Genomic DNA, 16975 nt, shown 5'->3' with positions numbered 1-16975 from the left:
ATCTGGCTTCTAGCGTCTGGCTTCTAGCTTCTCAAGGGGTTCTCAGATGAAATTCACAGTGAAGATAGTCGAGGCGACGAGCCCGTACGACCTCGAGGAGCGCATAAACGACGCTATCAACTCGCCGGACGTGCGGGGGTTCGCGGTGCAGGACGTCAAGACCGAGGTGACCCAGATGCCGGGCGCCAAGGTGTCGCGCGGCGGCATGTTCTACCTGGCTTCCATACTGTTCAGGAAGGACTGAGCCTCCTCGTCACAAGGCCCAGCTCCTCGAGATTTTCAACGAACATCCGCTCCCACCACCCGCTCCTCTCCAATCCTTTGCGATCGAACTCTTTCGCCAGCCTCGCCTCGAACGCCTCCCGGTTCACCGCGCTCCCGCGGAAGATCGACCTGAGGACAGACAGCGCGATGTTGAACCGATGCCTGCTCCTGCAGCTCTTCGAAATCCGCTCGAGCCGCTCCATGAGAGGAAAGCCCTTTAGAAACTCAACGTCCACGCGAAGACGATAGAAGTCCTTGGCCGCGTTGGTGGCCTGATCGACGCCCAGCTCGAGCGGGATGCTGCGTCGGACATATCTTGCCACCCTGTCCACGCTCGTCACGCGCCTCTTCTTGGCGGATATCACGAAGGCGTCCTCCGCATCGGGCACGGCCGCAATCCTGCGGTAAAAGTCGTAGTACCTCTGCACCCTGAGGACCCTCGTGTAGACATCGGGCTTCCTCTCGTCGAACAGGTAGTTGAAGAGAAGCAGGTCTTCGATGTTCGAGATGTACAGCGCCCCCAGCCTCTCCCCCCTTCTCCTCATATCCGCTTCCACGATATCGAGGCCCCCTTCGATCATGTCGCCGGACACGCCCGTGATCCTCCCCTCCAGAAAGACATCCCTCTGCCTCATGAACGATGCATCGCTGGACAGCGCGCCTCCGCGTCCCTGCGGGTCGTGCCTCATGAGGGCTGCGGCCGGATTCATCTCCTCGCCCGTTGACCTGCGATGCCGATAAAAGGCCTTGTCCAGCTTCGCCATCCATTCCATGAGCACGCCCTTGAGGGAATGGACGCCCGAGGTCCTGGCGCTTATCGTGAAGGTGGACGCTATGGCGGACACGACGGAGCGCGCAAACGATGCGTCGAAGGGCATCGACTGCACTATGTCGACTATGTCCTCTGCGGAAAAGCCCTCCGCGTTGATCGTCCTCTGCAGCGGCCTGCCCAGTATGAGCGACAGAAACTCGATGCGGGACCCTGCCATGCAGAGCCATGCGCCGTAGATGGGGGTGAAGCCCAGCGGTATGGCCGCCTTCCTGTCCACGACATAGGCATGCGACGCGTTCTGCCATGCCGCATAGGTGACCGGCACGCACCTGCCCACACCCACGAAAGCGCCTCCATTGTCTTTGATGCTGCCTATGGCCGAAGTGTAACCCCGCTCGTTGGTGAGGAAAAAATCGACCTTTGAGCTGGAGTCGCTGCCCGCGGAGATCATCGGTTTCGACCTGTCGAAATACCCCTCCATCACGTGTTTCAGAGACTGCGCGTCCGCGCGCCACCGTCCGAACGCGCGCTCGGGATACGCCCCCTGCTCGCGCAGCCTTTCCGCATGCGCAGTCGAATCCAGGATGTGCGGAGACCTGAGTAACGGCATGGAGGGAATGGGCCCGAAGCCGAGGGTCGGCTGTGACAAAGGCGCGGCAGCCGGGATCTGAGGGTTGAACCTGTTCATTCGCCCGCCCCTTTTACGACTCCCATCCCGATGAGTATCCTGATCACGGATGAACGCTCCCAATCCGTAAGTCCCCTGAAATACCCTGACCTGTCAAGCAGCGCACGGCACGCCTCTTTCTGCCCGTAGGGGCTCCCCCTCCATCCCCTCCTCAGCGCGGCCGGGATCTCGGCCAGATCGGGCCTCTTTGCAAGATGCCCCTCGAGGAACTTGAGCCTCTGGCGGATCGGCTCGCGGCCCGCCCTGGCCGCCTCCCTGCGCAGCCTGTAGACCAGGCGCGCGGAACGCCCGGCATCGGCGGGCGGCATGTCGGGAGGCATTGAGTCGCCGAGATATCCGACGAGGCCGTGGACCGAGGTGGGGTAACAGCCCTTCGCGGATACGAGCAGCGACTCCTCGGGATAGTCGAAGCCGCGCAGCCTGCCGTAAAGAGCGGCCACCCCCTCTGCGAACCTCTGGGCCTTCGCGCCGTCGCGCCTGCCCTCCTCGTCCTCCTCCACGTCGTCGAAGAGCCAGTCCTCGAGGTTGGACAGATACATCACGCCAAGGCGGTCGCCGGACTCCGAGACGCGGGACATCACCGCATCGAGCCCCGCGGCCTGTATCGGGGAGGCGACCCCCGTGATCCTGCCCTCTATGAAGAGCGACCTCTCCCTCCGGAGCTGCTCCTCGCTAGTCAGCGGCCCTCCGCGGCCGGCCGAGTCCTTCGCCTTCATGAGCGCCACCGGGTTGAACAGGCTGTAAAACGAGGCGTTGGATCGGAGGATCGAATTCCTGATGCGGTCGACGAGGCCTGAGGCCTCGTGCTCGAGCGATCCGGCGTCGAGGTAAGGCGCGGCGCCGACCAGGGTCTCGGTCAGCTCCCGCTTCACCGCCGCAGCGAACGAAGGGTTGCCCGGGAGCGCGATCAGGTTCTCGATGAGCAGCCACGGAGGCCCGTCGACGAGATCTCGCCATTTCGCCGATCTCGGGACGAGCTTGCCGGTGAGCAGCGAGATGAGATCGATCCGGTCGGCAGCCATTGCGAGCATGAGCCCGTACAGCGGGATGGTGATGAAAGGGACCCTCGCGTTCGCGTCCACTGCGTATGCGTCAGCAGCGCCCTGCCATGCGGGATAGGTGAACGAGAGCATGTGGCCCACGCCGGCGTAGGCACCCCCCCTGCCGCTGATCGCCGACAACGCTGAGTGGTAGTCGATTTCGTTCGTGAAGAGGTAGTCGCTCCTCTGGTCGAAGCGGCTCCCCTCGAAGATCATCCCGCGCGACCGCCTGTAGTAGTCCCTCGCTATCTCGCGGTGGCCCGCCTCGCTGAAGGTCCAGCCGCGGCCGTCCCTCAACGGAAATCCGCCGCACAGCATGACGCGCGCGCGCGCCTCGGTGAGGCCGGCGGCCCCTTCGAAAACTCCGCCCGCGGGCGACGGCCGCTCCGCGGAAACTGGCCTTATGTTCGAGAGCATCTCAGGCCTCACCCCTGAAAAGGCCGGGGAGAACGCGCTCATCCCGTTTGGGAAAGGCCACCTAACAGGGCTGGTCGATGCCATGGTCATGGTAATGTGGGACCCCTCCTTCAGGGAGTTTTATCGCCGGATGCCGCCCAAAGTTGCCTGGTTTTTTTGAATTTGATCGAAAACGGCCCGGCGGACGGATGAGGAGGACTAAGCGCCCCTGACCGCCTGGCGGAGCTCCTCCAGCGTCGTGGCGATTTCCCCGGTATGCCTCGGGGCAACGAATATCGTGTCGTCTCCCGCGACTATCCCGAGCACATTCCTGAGCCCCGCCCTGTCCAGGAACTCTGCCACGAACGAGGCGGAGCCGGCGACCGTCCTGATGGCGATCATCGTGTCGTTTGCGTCAATGGTCTGTACCAGGTCGCTGACCGACCCTGTGAACCCTGCCGAGCGGGCCTCGCCAAGCCGATAGGCGATCCTGCCGGCCGCCATGGACTTGACGGCGCCCACCCTCCTCAGGGCCCGGGAGACTGTGGACTGGTTGACCTCGAACCCCTGTCCTGCCAGCTCCTCGCAGATCTCCTCCTGCGTCCCCTCAAACCCCTCGGAGAGGAGCTTTCTCAAGGCCTCTATCATCTCCTGCCTCCTCAGATGGTCCATGTGCCCTCCTGATAAGCATAAATATGCAGATGCGGGCCCGTTATCAATCTTTTTTCTTTTCATAAATTGAAAAGATGAAGCAACTCAGCGCCCTTCTCAACCGATAATCTATATAGGACATTAATTCAATATGTTGAAATTAAAGGAGATTTTATGAGCGAGAAGACGCCCAAAGTATGCAGCATGCCGCAGATGAAGGGCATCACGGTCGCGAAGCAGGAATCGATAGTGGATATGGTGCCCGCGGACCTGAATCTGGACGGGAAAAAGGAGGAGTACTTCACCGTCACCAGAAAGATCCTGACGCTCTGCGGGGAGATGCCGAAGGAGGCGCTCTTCAATCAGGTCACAGCCCTTTTCGGGAAACAGGATTCGCACACAGATACGGCCGAAGGCGGCAAATTGACCGGGCCCTTCTGGAATGCGGAGTACTCGGTCTCGGATAACATGACGAAGGTGAAGACCCACCTCGCCATGCCCATCTTCCCGTTGAAGAACCAGACCCCTTTTCCGATCAAACACCTCAAGAAGAGCGTGCAGGAGGATGACCCGGTGACTATCAAGGGATCCAAGGGGACCTACTTTGTGGTCCGCATCGTGATAACCGACGCGGTCCGCTGGGACGGCAGGAACATGACCGTGAACTACGACGGGATCAAGCTCCAGGTCATATCCAAGGCGAAACTCGTCCAGGCGCGCAACGGCAAGGAGCTGTCCCAGGATGACACAAAAGTAATCCGCATGGCCGACATCAAGTCGGTCGAAGACCGAAGCGCGTTTCCCGAGATCTATGCGCCGCCAAAAAAAGCGGAGTGAACGCGATAAATGAGCGCTTTTGATCACATATCGGTGGGCAGCATCCCGAATTGCCTTGCGGACCTCAAGGACTTCGTGAGGGGGCTGGACCGCGAAGCGGACAAGGCGAGGGGAAATGCCCCTGACGGCAAGTTCACCCGCGCGAACTACGACGATGCCCTGCGCCTGAGGCTCGTCGGCTGGAGGGACCTCTCAGCGTTCGAAGGCTTCTTTCGGTTCAGGGATTATGTCGAAAGTTACATCGAGAACAACCGCTTCAACCCCATCTGTCAGGAGGAGTCGGGCATAGCGGTGAACGAGTCCCCGCTCGACATCAGGAGCGTCCCCAGGTGCGTGATGCTCGGCGGCATCTCTCTCTATTCGATCCTCACGAAGATCGACGCCGTGGCGAATGAGGGCAAGACGGACGGGCAGCTTTCCGAAAAGGAGTTCAACGACGTGAAGAGGGTCGAAGCCGACCTCATGCGGTTCAAGGACTTCAAGCAGTTCAAGAGTTACATAAGGCAGTACATAGACAGCCAGAGGTGCACCGAGCTGTGCCTCGACGCGCGCAACCTGAAAAGCGACCCTGAGGCAGGGGGCGTATGCGTCGCGCCGGACGAGCCGTCGCTGCCGGACATCCCTGCGCCAAAGAAAACAAGGCCCGGCAGGACCGCAAAGGCCCCCAAAAAGGCGCCCGACCTCTCCGCCTTCAGCCCCGATTACCCGAAGTGGCTGGACGATCCGGTGCCGTACGAGGAGGACCCTCGGTTCAAAAATGACGGCTCATCAAGATACGCCAGCATACCCTCGTTTGACGATCTCCTGGAAAAATACGTGGGCAACGCAGGGGCGTCTCCGCAGATAGACCTCCCCGGCCCTCTGAGAAAAGACCGCGTCAATTACAGGGCGTCTTTTGACGGCAAGCACTTCATCTTCGACCTCTACGGATGCTACGTGAGGTCGAGGGCTGATCTTCGATGCGTGGCGGACTGGCCCTATTTCATAGCCAGCCTCGAGAATCTGAGATCGAGAGCGGGCAGCAGCAACGCCGCCGGCCCCGACGGGACGGTGAGGGTCAGGATACCCGCGGCTATAGGCGACACCGTGAGCGCGTTCGGAATAGACTCCGTCACCCATGAATTTTCGATCACCAAGCTGTTCTTCAGGATAATGGAGGACAAGAGCGTGGTCCTCATCAGGAGTGCGATGCTGGACGATAGCGGCGAAGAAACGCACAGCCGCTCGAGTCAGCCGGACAGCACCAGTTATCGCAACGACTCCAGGGGCGCGGGCGGAAATGATGTCACGAAGCAGGATGTCGCCGGATTCATGCGCCACTTCCCTGGCGTCGGCACGCTGATAAGCATGATCCTGGACCCCAAGGGGCACTTCAGGAACTGGAGGCAGGAGCTGGATCAGCTCAACTGCGACGGGTACGACGGGACGGTGGACGACAGGTGCAACAGGCTGAAGAACGGGGTCGCGGGTTCCAATCTCGAACGGTGACGGCCGACGACGAGCCTCCCGGAAGGGGATTCGATATGGGCGTGGTGAAAAACGACAGCCAGGGCAAGGCGATAAGGCGCACCATCGAGGCCGATCTCAACGGCGACGGTCTCGCCGACAGGATCAGGATGGAGTGCCGCGGCGACGGGCCTCCCTCCGACGAGACATGCCTTGCCGAACAGGTGGAGATGGGGCTCTCGGACGGCTCTTTCATCTCAATTTTCTCAACGGACACGGCCTCTTACATATCTGACTCCGACGCCCTGTATTATTCTCCCCAGTTCTTTCTGCACATGGCGACGACCGGAAAGAGAAATAGGCCTGACGGGACGGCAATGCCCGGCAGATCAGCAGGTGCCCGGTTCACACTCTCCTCGAAACCTCTGAGCCGTTACGATCTGATTAATATTTGCGCCGTCAACTTCGCGAAGGAAGCGCAGCAATGCGAGCGTCTCTATGGCTCGCAGGATCATTCGACGACCTGCATGCAATCCGCCATGGCCATGGCCGAAAAATGCATCGACTACGCCGAATCCGACCCTTCGAACCACATCTTTCAGACCCTGCACCATGAGCCGAAAAAGAATCAGATGAACGAGGACATGGTCATGGTGCTGGAAGGTAGCGACGACTGGTTCTTCGGAGACAGGAGCGACTCAGGGGAGCGCATGCGATGGCTCAAGGCCGGCCATGTTTTCGGCGGGTCTGTGCTGGCCGTCCCCTTTCACGAGATATACGCGCCATTCAGCGTCGACGAAAGCGACCCGGACGAAGAGAGGCTCAAGCTCAGGGCCAACGTGATCATGGACGTCAAACGCGGAAGCAGCGAGAACATCGGGGAGTATCTCTACGCCTACGCTCTCGGGGAGATCAAGGAGTCGGAGCTTAAGGAGGCCTTCTTGAGGCTCTGGTCCGCGATGGACGTGTCCAGCCTTGAAATGAACATCGACAGGATGGTGAGCGGCTCAGCCCTGCTGGAAAGGCTTGATATCGATGATCCATCCGACGGGCTTCTTTCACTTCCAACAGAAATTATCTTGAAGCGTGAGGCCAAGAAGGCGGAGGAGAGGGCCGAGAGCGAGGCGTATCCCAAGATGGTCTCTGCGGCGGTTAAGAGGATAAAGGGGCGGCCGGAGTCTCTCGACGAACATCCCTTCCTGATCGAGATAGCGACGAAGCTCATATCACAAAACGCCCCGCTGTTCGAGCACCTGACGCGCGACAAGGCTGGAGATGACATCTTCATAGACGACTTCGGCCCGGGCCGGGAAGAGCCGGAAGAACCGAGATGGAGCGCGGGCGGCCGAACCGAGCGGTCGGGCGAAGACCGCATCCACTCGGAGATAATGCGCAACCCCGACATCCTCAGCGCAATACCCGGTCTGGGCAGGGAGCTGGCCGCCCACTTCAAAGCCAACCCGCTCGTGGACGACTTTCCCGAATCCAGAGCCGCCCTCGCTAGGGCGCGCGCAACGATCCCGGAGGACGGCTTCGAAGCCGAGGCGGCCCTAAGATTCGGCAGCACCCTCGAGCATCTTAAGAAACTGAGGTCCATAGACTCCATCCCCCTCATAGAGAAGTGGGCCGAAAGCGACGACGCCTTCCTGGCCAGGATCATGAACGGCGGTCACTTTGACACCGAAAGCCATCCGGACATGCTCTACGATCCTGAAACCGTGGGCCTGATGCTCGAACAAACGGTCGTCAGCCCGATAATGACTCTCACGAGAAACAATCCGCTGAACACAGGGGCTCCCGGGGACCACGTGGGCAACCAATGGAAGAGGGCGGAAGCCAACAGGCTGAGGCTCCAGGGGATCAAGGCCAGGATCCTGGCCAGACGCTACGCAACGATCTCCCCCCTCTCGTTTGTCGATTGGGCGATAGATCTGCAGGAGAAGCTCAACAATAAAAAATCATTGAACGGCAGGGGGCTCGACGCCGCAAGCTACAAGGCGATATTCCAGAGATTTGACGATCTGCTGGACGATCCCGTTCACACCGCCGGGATCATCGCCCACCTTGCGGGCAAGGCCGCCGCAGCCAACGGCAGAACCCCTGCGGGCATGGACCTCCGCTTCGAAGTGTACATCCCGATCATCACCCGCCTGGTTCAAAAGGCGACGGGATCGTCGCAGATACCGGACATCCCGATGCTCATAGAGAGCCTCGAGAGATATCCGGCGGCTCACCCTGCGCTGCTTGTCGCCTGCTTCAAGAAAGGGGACAGGTCGGATGAGGCGATCGCATGGGTCAAGAAGACGCTGGGCATGGAGCGCAGCTCACCGCATTTCAAAATCGCCTCCGCAATGGCTGCCGTACTGCTGGACGATGCGGAGAAGATGAGTCACCTGAAGAACCTCTCGAATCACGAAAACCCCGACGTGAGGATCGCGGCGTTGAGGGCCATGATCACGGATATGCAGCCGGAAGCGAGCGGCGCTCAGCCGGAGGCGGAGATCGAGGGTCCGCCGGATCCGAGGAAGGGCACCCCCTCCCACAGGGAGATCGAGAGGCCGAGCATCGAGCTCATCAGATCGATCGTAAACTTGGCCGGCGACAGGGACCTTCGCGTGAAATACCTGGCAGTGCACGCTCTCATGAAGTGGAATGCGCCGGACGTGGCCGCTCTGCTGGCCAGGGACCTGGAGCGCTACCACAATACAGCGAAGAGGGTCGGGCGCGCCTCGAATTCGCCTCGCGGAAAGAGGGACATGGTCTTTGAACCGCCGAGGCGCAATCAAAGGGACTGGATCGCCATGATGGACAGGATCACGCAGAGCCCGCTGGAGTCAACCGGCAAGCCCATCCTGAATCCGCTGGAGATGCCTGATAACTGCACGGACAGCGATCTCCTTCACATGGCGATGATGGACATGCCGCTCGTCGCAGGCAAGGAGGGCTCGGCGGAGAACTCTCCAACCCTGAAGCTCCTCGCCCTGCAGGCGATAAGCATGTTCCGCCAGCCTATGAGCGCCGCACCGATGCTGGAGGAGATGCTGAGGACCGAAAAGGACTCGACGGTGATATTGTTCACCGCGCAGTCGCTCCTTGCGCTGAAGCCCGCAGATGGGCTGAACAGCATATTCGACATGCTGGAGACCGAGAAAGCGCCGCAGAAGCTCATTATAATAGCGGCAAGCGCTGTCGCGGCTTTAAAGAGGACCGGCCTGGACACGGCGCCATACGTGCCCAGGCTGGCTCATTACCTGCACACGAACGATGACGAGGTGCGGTCAGTCGTCGCCACTGCGCTCAGCATCACGGAGGACGAGCGCATCCTGCCCTGGATCATAGCCAGGAGCACCGACGAGAATCCCGTCGTGCGGCTGCGGATGGCGCAGGCCCTCCCCCATTTCGACTGCGCCGAATCGGCCAGGCGCGCGGTAGAGCTCACCCGCGACCCGGACGAGGTCGTCCGCAATGCCGCCGTCGCGGCCCTTGAAAAATACCGCACCGATGCCGCGCTGCAGGTGATAGCGATGCGCTCATAGGCCGGATGATCCATCCGGACGCGGATCCACCCCGTTCCCTGCCGGAACTCCCCTGTTCAATTAGTGCATAATTATGCGATGAAATCATAAATTAACCCATTTTTACTTGTATAATGTGACTATTTATGCTTAGTCGCGCATATTAATGTAAAGGAGGGGTGATGGAGAAAAAACTGATCGTGCTGGCATATTCGGGCGGACTGGACACATCGGCAATAATCCCGTGGCTCGTAGAGAAATACGACGCGGAGGTGATCGCGTACTGCTCCGACCTCGGCAACGCGCCCGACGAGGGTTGGCTCGCGCGCAGGGCGAAGGAGCTCGGCGCAGCGGAGTTCATCTTCGAGGACCTCAAGGAGGAGCTCACGCGCGACTACGTCTTCCCGGCGGTGAGGGCCGGCGCGATCTACCAGGACGACTACCTGCTGGGCACGGCGCTCGGCAGGCCATTGATAGCCGAGAGGGTGGCGAAGATTGCAAAGGCGAAGGGCGCCCGCGCAATCGCGCACGGATGCACGGGAAAGGGCAACGATCAGATCCGCTTCGAGCTGGCGTGGGCCTATCTCGTCCCGGAGATGGAGATCATCGCCCCGTGGAAGATCTGGGACTACAAGGGCCGCAGCGACCTGGTCGGCTTCCTCGAGTCCAGGGGCTTCGACGCCGGCGGCGCCTCGAGCGTCTACAGCGTCGACGTGAACCTCCTCCACAGATCGTGCGAGGGAGAGATACTCGAGGAGGTGGAAAAGGAGTTCGACCCCGGGAGGATATACGAGTGGACGAGGCCGCACACACATTGCGTAAACATGCCGACCGAGGTTGCGATCGAGTTCAAGGAGGGGATCCCAGTCGGCCTCGACGGTGAAAGGCTGTCGGCGGCGCGACTGCTCCAGGCGCTCAACGGGATCGGCGGAGAGCACGGGATAGGTGTGGCGGACATGGTGGAGGAACGGACCAACGGGATCAAGTGCCGCGGCATCTACGAGACGCCCGGGGGAACGATCCTCCACTACGCCTGCAAGGTGCTCAAACACATGTGCTGGGACCGCAACGTCCTTGGAATATCATCCCAGCTGGGCAGGAGGTATGCCGAGCTGGTCTACGACGGGCTGTGGCACTCGGACGCCAGGAAGGCGATAGAAGCCTACTTCGCCGAGGCGAGCCGTGTGCTCACCGGGACGATCAGCCTCAAGATCCAGAACGGCCACATGTTCATAACCGGTAGGACATCGCCTTTTTCCCTTTACGGGAAGGCCCTGGTGAGCTTTGAACACGATGAGTTCGGGCTCAACAAGGCCTCGCACGGGTTCTGCCGCACCCTCTCCTACAGGCAGTGGCAGGCGGGGAGGAGAAAGCCTGAGGCTCTGGGCTAGAAATCAGAATACGGAGGCAAGATGGGCGTACTGATTACGGATCGCAACAGGGGCGGCGAGCGGGCGCTGTACGAGTTCACCGGAGGCATCGAGTTCGACCTCAGGCTCGCCCAGCACGAGATCCGCGTGCAGAGGGCGTGGGCTCGGGCCCTGGGCGGGGGCGGATATCTCGACCCGGAGGAGACCGAAGCGGTCCTGGGGCTGCTCGAGCGAGCGCTCGGGAAGATATCGGACAACACCTTTGACTGGAGGGTGGAGGACGAGGACATACACATGAACCTGGAGCGGTTCGTGACCGGGGAGGCGGGCGATCTCGGCAGGAAGATGCACATGGGCCGCTCCAGGAACGATCTCGTGGCGACGACCCTCAGGCTCTTCGCGGCGAAATGCGCCGAAGATACGGCATCACGCGCCTCGTCGCTCTCGGCGGCGCTCTGCGACCTGGGTGAGCGTTGCGCGGACGCGATCGTACCCGGCACCACGCACCTGCAGCACGCGCAGCCGGTCTCGTTCGGCCATATCGCCTCTGCTCACGCGCTGGCCTTCGTGCGGGATTTGAGGAGACTTCGCTCGGCGAGGGATGCATGCCTCGATCGTATGCCTCTCGGCTCGGCTGCGCTTTCTGGCACCCCGCTTAGAGTTGATCTTGTTGCCTGCGCCGAGGAGCTGGGCTTTTGCTCACCCCCCATGAATAGCTACGACGCGGTCGGGGACCGCGACTTCATGATCGAGCTCATGGACGCCTTCGCCTCGGTCGCTGTCCACACAGGCAGGCTCAGCGAGGACATCGTCATCTGGTCCTCGACAGCCGTTGGGCTTATCGATCTGCCCGCGGAGCACTCCACCGGAAGCTCCATCATGCCGAACAAGCGGAACCCCGACGTCGCCGAGTGCGCAAGGGCGAGGGCTGCCAGGATCGTCTCCCTCTCCAACGAGGCGCACTCGATCGCCAAGTCTCTGCCAACCAGCTACGCGAGCGATCTTCACGAGCTCAAGAAGACCTTCATCAGGGCGTTCGACGAGACGAGGGAGGTCCTGTCGGCGCTGACACCGCTGATCAGGGGGCTGGCGCTTAACAGGGAACGCGCGAGGGAGCTCCTCGGCCGCGGCCACATACTGGCGACCGAGATGGCGGACGCTCTCGCCTCGCAGGGCATGCCGTTCAGGGAGGCCTACGCGGCCACCGCGAGCATGGTGGAGCGGGCGGAGCGCATGGGCGTGCAGGTCCACGAGGTCACGCGCAAAGGGTCCAGGGAGGCGCTCCCCGTCCCGAACACGGAGCTCGCCGAACGCATATCTTTCGAGAGCGCGGTCGAGCGAAGGTCGCAGCCCGGCGGCACGAAGACGGAAAACGTGCTGGATTGCATCATGAAGATAAGGGAGATCGCAAAGGGATACTGAAGAGGCGATCAGTTCAACTCTTCGCTCATCGAAGCGTCTATTATCCCGGGGCTCAGCCTCAGGATGTCGGTCATCTTCCCGACGACCATCGACATGATGGCCTCGCCCTGCCCCGAAGAGTCGATCGCTTCCCAGACCTCGTCGATGTCGCGCTCAGAGGCGAGGTCTAAGGAGCGCACCACGTCCACGACGTTGTGCAGGTTGGCCATCTCCACCAGGCGGTTGGCGAACGCGTTCTCGGCCGGCGTGAGGTGCATGCGGAACGACCGGTGGCTCGCCACGTCCCAGGTCTCGTCGGTCATGAGCCTCTTGACCACCGCCGCGACCTCGGCCTCGGACCAGCGCGGGACTATCCCGTCCTCGCGCGCACCCGCCTCGCTCGCATCGGAGGACCTGAAGATTATGGCGAGCGCCCTCGACGCCATGCCCCTTTTGCCGGAGAGGCGAAGCTCCCTCATGAGCCCTGCCGCCTGATCGGCCTTCGCGGTGATCCCTTCCATCATGCCGGCGCGGGCCACGCCCCACTGGACCGAGGCCTCGTCGGCGAACGGGACCGCGGGATCGGGCGACGCGCCCGTGGCCCTCTTCGCCATGGACTCTATCGAGCCTGTGAATTCAGCGGCCAGCCTGGCCTTGGGCGACGACCGGTCGAACTCCATGGACAGGCTCCCGGCGGTCTCGAAGAGCTGCTCCGATATGAACTCGGCGCCCAGGTGCTCCTCCCACTCCGAGACCCTGACGAGATCGATTCCCAGGATGCGCGCCGCGTCCGACTCGATCTGCTCTATGGAGCGAGCGCCCCTCTCGTCGAATGGCATGGAGAGCCTGACCGCCGAGACCAGCGCCTCCTTGAGATACGCCTCCCACTGCTCCGGGGTGTGCGGCGCGCTCGATCCGTTGGAGAGCCTGGCGCGGACAAAGGCGTTGAACTGCCTGAGCATGTCGCCCTGCGCAAGGGACCCGGGCCCCGCCGCAAGCTGCGCGAGGATGAGGCCCAGGAGCCTCTCGACGACTTCGGGGTCGTCTATCTCGAGCGGTTCCTTGCCGAAAGAGGACTCGCCGCCGGCCTGGCCGAGGCCCATGACCCTCATCCCGTCGAAGCGCGCCTCTATCCTGCCTGCCTCTTCGCGGGCGACATCCGGCTGCGCCACGAAGGCCCTGTCCCCCGCCTCACGCCATCCGGCGAATACGAGCCTGCCGTCGTGCCTGGCGAAGATCGCCTCGATCCTGCGGCCGCCCATCTCGAGATCGAGCGCTGCGCCGTCAAGCGTCTCTGTAAACGCCTCCGAATCGGCGATCGACGGCCCGCCCTTGAAGGAACCCATCCTGGCGAGCTCCTGGAATATTTTATTCGAGATCAGCCTGGGCCTGTCGCCACGTCCCGCGGCAGTTAGGACCGCGACCGAGCCGGCCAGCCCCTTCGCAAAAGCGTCGATCGCGCGATCGGCCTCGGCCGCTTCTTTCGCGATATACCTTATGGAGGAAGCGTCAGCACCGGGGAACCGCATCTGCGCCGACGGCTCGAGATCGGAGACAGGGCGCAAAGTCTCCTCCTGCGCAAGTGCGGGCCGGGCCGAAAGGCCGCGAATGGCGCCCCCCTGCTCCGGCGTCAAGCGCTGGGAGGGAGTGACGGCGCCCTTTCCGCTGCCGCCGGACACCGAAAGCCCATCATCGTCTCCGCCCGATATCGCGAACTCCACGCCGATAACAAAGCCGATCACAGCTGCCTGGGCGAACAAGGCAACCGACTCCGCCGGACACTCGAACCGCTCGGCGCACCCCTCTGACGAGCAGCCCATGACGCCCGATTCATCCGGCGCATCGGCCGAACCGCCCGTCTCGGAAACGCGCTCCTCAGAGGGCGCATGGAGAAGAGGCGAACCCCTCTCGCCGGCCACCTCCGTCTTCGATGCGGCCCCGACCGCCGCGGTCTGGACTGGATTCTTTTTTGAGGCGACCGCCCCGGCCTTTGACACAATGGCTGCCCTGGGCGCGACCTGTGAATATCCGAACGCCGGCGTCTCAGTGGCGCTGGCCCTGGCAAAGACAGCAGCAGGGCAGCGGCCTGGATCTCTCTGTGAGGCGGTGATCGCTGCCAGGTTCCTGCTCGGCCCAAGGAAGATGCCCGCTGAACCGAGGGCCAGCTGCGAGCCGGCGAGCGACGCGCCCACCATCGAAGTGGAGGAAAAGACGGAGGAAAGAAGAGTTGTCTGAACACCTATTTTCATCACCCCTATAGGCGGCGCGCGGACTCCCGTGCGCCGGCCTCCCCTTTCTCCATAGTTATCGGCTGAAAAAGGGAGAGGTTGCGTGAAACCTCATTTTTTTATTAACAATGCGGACTCAATAAATAACCTAATGATATCAATGGCTTTTGTGGCTTCGGGTCCTGTCGCCGGGTCAACCCCATTTGCGGCATCGCCGCATCAATCACCTAATATCGGCAAATATCGAAAGCGGCTGCTGGCGTCAAATGGGGGCCCCCGACCCGGCGCCACCCGAAGCAGGTTCAAGCATCTTGATAACCTTGTGTCATATCAACGGATCATTTATCTTAGGCAAGATTTGAGCGGAGGTTGAGGGTGGAGTGGCTCTCGATGCACAGGTGGTCGCCGTACGCGGTGGGCGCAGGGATCGGCGTGCTCTCCTGGATATCGTTTCTGATATCGGACAAGCCGCTCGGCGCCTCCACCTCCTTCGCGCGCACCACGGGGATGATACTCAAGGTGTTCCACGCGGAGAAGGTCGAGAGAAACCGCTTCTTCCGGGAGGTGGAGCCGCAGGTCGACTGGCAGTGGATGCTGGTGCTCGGCATCGTCATCGGCGCGGCAATCGCGGCCCTCATCTCAGGGGACTATGGCATCACGTGGGTCCCTCAGCGCTGGGCGCTCAAGTTCGGCGCCGCCCCGGCGGTCCGCCTCTTCTGGGCGCTGGTGGGCGGGACGATCATGGGGATAGGCGCCCGCTGGGCAGGGGGGTGCACCAGCGGCCACGGGATAAGCGGCTTCTTCCAGCTCGCGGTCTCGAGCTGGATCGCGGTGCTGTGCTTCTTCGTGAGCGGGACCATCACGGCCCTGATTCTGCTGTAGGGGGATTTCAATGCTCGTATCGCTGCACACACGCAGGGCGCTTCAGCTCGTCATGGGGCTCATGACAGGGATATGCCTGGGCTTTCTCCTGCAGAAGGGGGGCGCCACCGACTACAACGTCGTGACCGGGCAGCTGATGCTGCTCGATTTCACAATCCTCAAGATAATGCTCTCCGCGGTGGTCACCGGAATGATCGGCGTGTACGCGCTGCGGGAGCTCGGGCTCGTGAGGCTCCACATAAAGTCGGGTTCCGTGGGCAGCACGATCGTGGGGGGGCTCATCTTCGGCGTGGGTTTCGCGATACTCGGCTACTGCCCGGGCACGATCGCGGGCGCGGTGGGCCGAGGTTCCATGGACGCCCTCTTCGGAGGCATGATCGGCATGCTCGTCGGCTCCGGCATATTCGCCTTCATATACGACAGGCTGGACAAGGAGCTTCTCTCGATAGGCCGCTTCGGGCCGATAACCATACCGCAGCTATTCAAGGTGAGCCCATGGCGGGTGATAATCCCGCTGGCGCTGCTCATCCCGTGTTTCATGCTGGCGCTCGAGATATTCGGTCTGTGAAGGGAGCGGACTTCACCCAGAGGTCATATGGACGCGACGCTCATAATCGGGACGATACTGTTCTCCGGGTTTCTCATGGGCGAGCTGGCGCAGAAGCTCATGCTGCCCCGGATCACCGGCTACATAATCGCCGGCGTGATACTCAACCCGCAGGTCACCCCGATCCTTCCCAGCGGCACCGGGCAGCACACCGAGTTCGTCACGAACATAGCGCTCTCCTTCATCACCTTCTCCATAGGCGGCTCGCTCCTGTGGTCGAAGATAAAATCCCTCGGCCGCAGCATCATAGCGATCACGATCTTCGAGGCGGAGGTCACCTTCGTGCTGGTCACGCTGGGGGTGGCGCTCATAGTCCCCTTCTTCGCCCGTGAACTGCATGCCAGCTTCCTGCACGCCTTCCTGCCGCTAGGGCTCATCATAGGCGCGCTCGCCTCGCCCACCGACCCGAGCGGAACGCTGGCGGTCAAGCACCAGTTCGGCGCCGAGGGCGAGGTCACGAACACGATACTGTCCGTCTCGGCGTTCGACGACGCCCTGGGGCTCATGAACTTCTCGATCGCGATGGTAGCGGCGCAGGTGCTCGTGCTGCACGAGTCGTTCTCAGCCTACAACTCCCTGGTCGTCCCCCTGTACCAGGTCGTCGGCGCGCTGGTCCTGGGCGTCCTCTTCGGGCTGACCTTCAATTTCATAGGGAAGCTGATCAGGAAACAGACGGAGGGCGTGCTCATAGTGATGCTCTTCGCGCTGCTCGGGCTCTGCTTCGGGCTGGCGAGGCTGGCCGACCTCGACGAGCTGCTGGCCACCATGGCCATGGGCATCATGGTCGCCAACTTCAACCCCGAGCGCGAACGGGTGTTCGAAATCCTGGAGCGCTATGCCGAGGAGATGATCTTCGTCCTCTTCTTCACGCTCTCGGG

Annotated in this window: 13 protein-coding genes; 9 read left to right on the top strand and 4 right to left on the bottom strand. The window is 61.8% G+C overall.

The annotated features are described in order from the left end of the window. Positions 1 to 46 precede the first annotated feature (46 nt). Positions 47 to 244 carry a hypothetical protein gene (locus JXA24_07875; GenBank protein ID MBN1283671.1) on the top strand — a complete coding sequence of 66 codons (198 nt, stop codon included), beginning with the start codon at positions 47 to 49 and terminating at the stop codon, positions 242 to 244. Here JXA24_07875 and JXA24_07870 read toward each other — a convergent pair. From JXA24_07870 to JXA24_07860, 3 genes are all read right to left on the bottom strand, one after another. Beyond that, positions 231 to 1724 (bottom strand): hypothetical protein, encoded by a 1494-nt coding sequence (locus JXA24_07870; GenBank protein ID MBN1283670.1) that lies wholly within the window; start codon positions 1722 to 1724, stop codon positions 231 to 233. The genes JXA24_07875 and JXA24_07870 overlap by 14 nt on opposite strands. Continuing rightward, positions 1721 to 3271 (bottom strand): hypothetical protein, encoded by a 1551-nt coding sequence (locus JXA24_07865; GenBank protein MBN1283669.1) that lies wholly within the window; start codon positions 3269 to 3271, stop codon positions 1721 to 1723. The genes JXA24_07870 and JXA24_07865 overlap by 4 nt, the downstream gene beginning before the upstream one ends. 108 nt (positions 3272 to 3379) lie before the next feature. After that, entirely contained in the window at positions 3380 to 3832 is a 453-nt protein-coding gene (locus JXA24_07860) for a hypothetical protein (GenBank protein ID MBN1283668.1), read from the bottom strand. 153 nt (positions 3833 to 3985) lie between these two features. Here JXA24_07860 and JXA24_07855 point away from each other — a divergent pair, with 153 nt between their 5' ends. The 5 genes from JXA24_07855 to argH all read left to right on the top strand — a co-directional run bounded on the left by JXA24_07855 (position 3986) and on the right by argH (position 12401). Beyond that, positions 3986 to 4648, top strand: coding sequence for a hypothetical protein (locus JXA24_07855; protein MBN1283667.1), 663 nt, complete (start codon positions 3986 to 3988; stop codon positions 4646 to 4648). Positions 4649 to 4657: 9 nt separating this feature from the next. Beyond that, positions 4658 to 6136, top strand: coding sequence for a hypothetical protein (locus JXA24_07850; protein MBN1283666.1), 1479 nt, complete (start codon positions 4658 to 4660; stop codon positions 6134 to 6136). A 35-nt stretch (positions 6137 to 6171) separates the two neighbouring features. Further along, a complete protein-coding gene (locus JXA24_07845; protein MBN1283665.1) occupies positions 6172 to 9630 on the top strand; it encodes a HEAT repeat domain-containing protein in 3459 nt (1152 codons plus the stop codon). 161 nt (positions 9631 to 9791) lie between these two features. Beyond that, the gene (locus tag JXA24_07840; GenBank protein MBN1283664.1) at positions 9792 to 11000 is read left to right on the top strand and encodes an argininosuccinate synthase; all 1209 of its coding nucleotides are present in this window, start codon (positions 9792 to 9794) and stop codon (positions 10998 to 11000) included. A 21-nt stretch (positions 11001 to 11021) separates the two neighbouring features. Continuing rightward, positions 11022 to 12401, top strand: a complete 1380-nt coding sequence (gene argH, locus JXA24_07835) for an argininosuccinate lyase (protein ID MBN1283663.1) — start codon at positions 11022 to 11024, stop codon at positions 12399 to 12401. Between the two features lie 8 nt (positions 12402 to 12409). Here argH and JXA24_07830 read toward each other — a convergent pair whose 3' ends face one another. Next, a complete protein-coding gene (locus JXA24_07830; GenBank protein ID MBN1283662.1) occupies positions 12410 to 14629 on the bottom strand; it encodes a hypothetical protein in 2220 nt (739 codons plus the stop codon). Between the two features lie 369 nt (positions 14630 to 14998). Between JXA24_07830 and JXA24_07825 the strand changes: the two genes are divergently transcribed. The 3 genes from JXA24_07825 to JXA24_07815 all read left to right on the top strand — a co-directional run. After that, positions 14999 to 15490, top strand: coding sequence for a YeeE/YedE family protein (locus tag JXA24_07825; protein ID MBN1283661.1), 492 nt, complete (start codon positions 14999 to 15001; stop codon positions 15488 to 15490). Positions 15491 to 15500: 10 nt separating this feature from the next. Further along, complete coding sequence (locus tag JXA24_07820; GenBank protein ID MBN1283660.1) at positions 15501 to 16058, top strand: YeeE/YedE family protein; 558 nt, start codon at positions 15501 to 15503, stop codon at positions 16056 to 16058. 27 nt (positions 16059 to 16085) lie between these two features. Beyond that, positions 16086 to 16975 (top strand): cation:proton antiporter (locus tag JXA24_07815; protein MBN1283659.1); only part of this gene is annotated, 890 nt, incomplete at its 3' end.

This window comes from Pseudomonadota bacterium, from assembly GCA_016927275.1.
In the GTDB taxonomy this organism is placed as follows: Bacteria; UBA10199; UBA10199; order 2-02-FULL-44-16; family JAAZCA01; genus JAFGMW01.
Note: the sequence above shows the minus strand (reverse complement) of the source record. Positions and strands in the feature narration are given on the sequence as shown.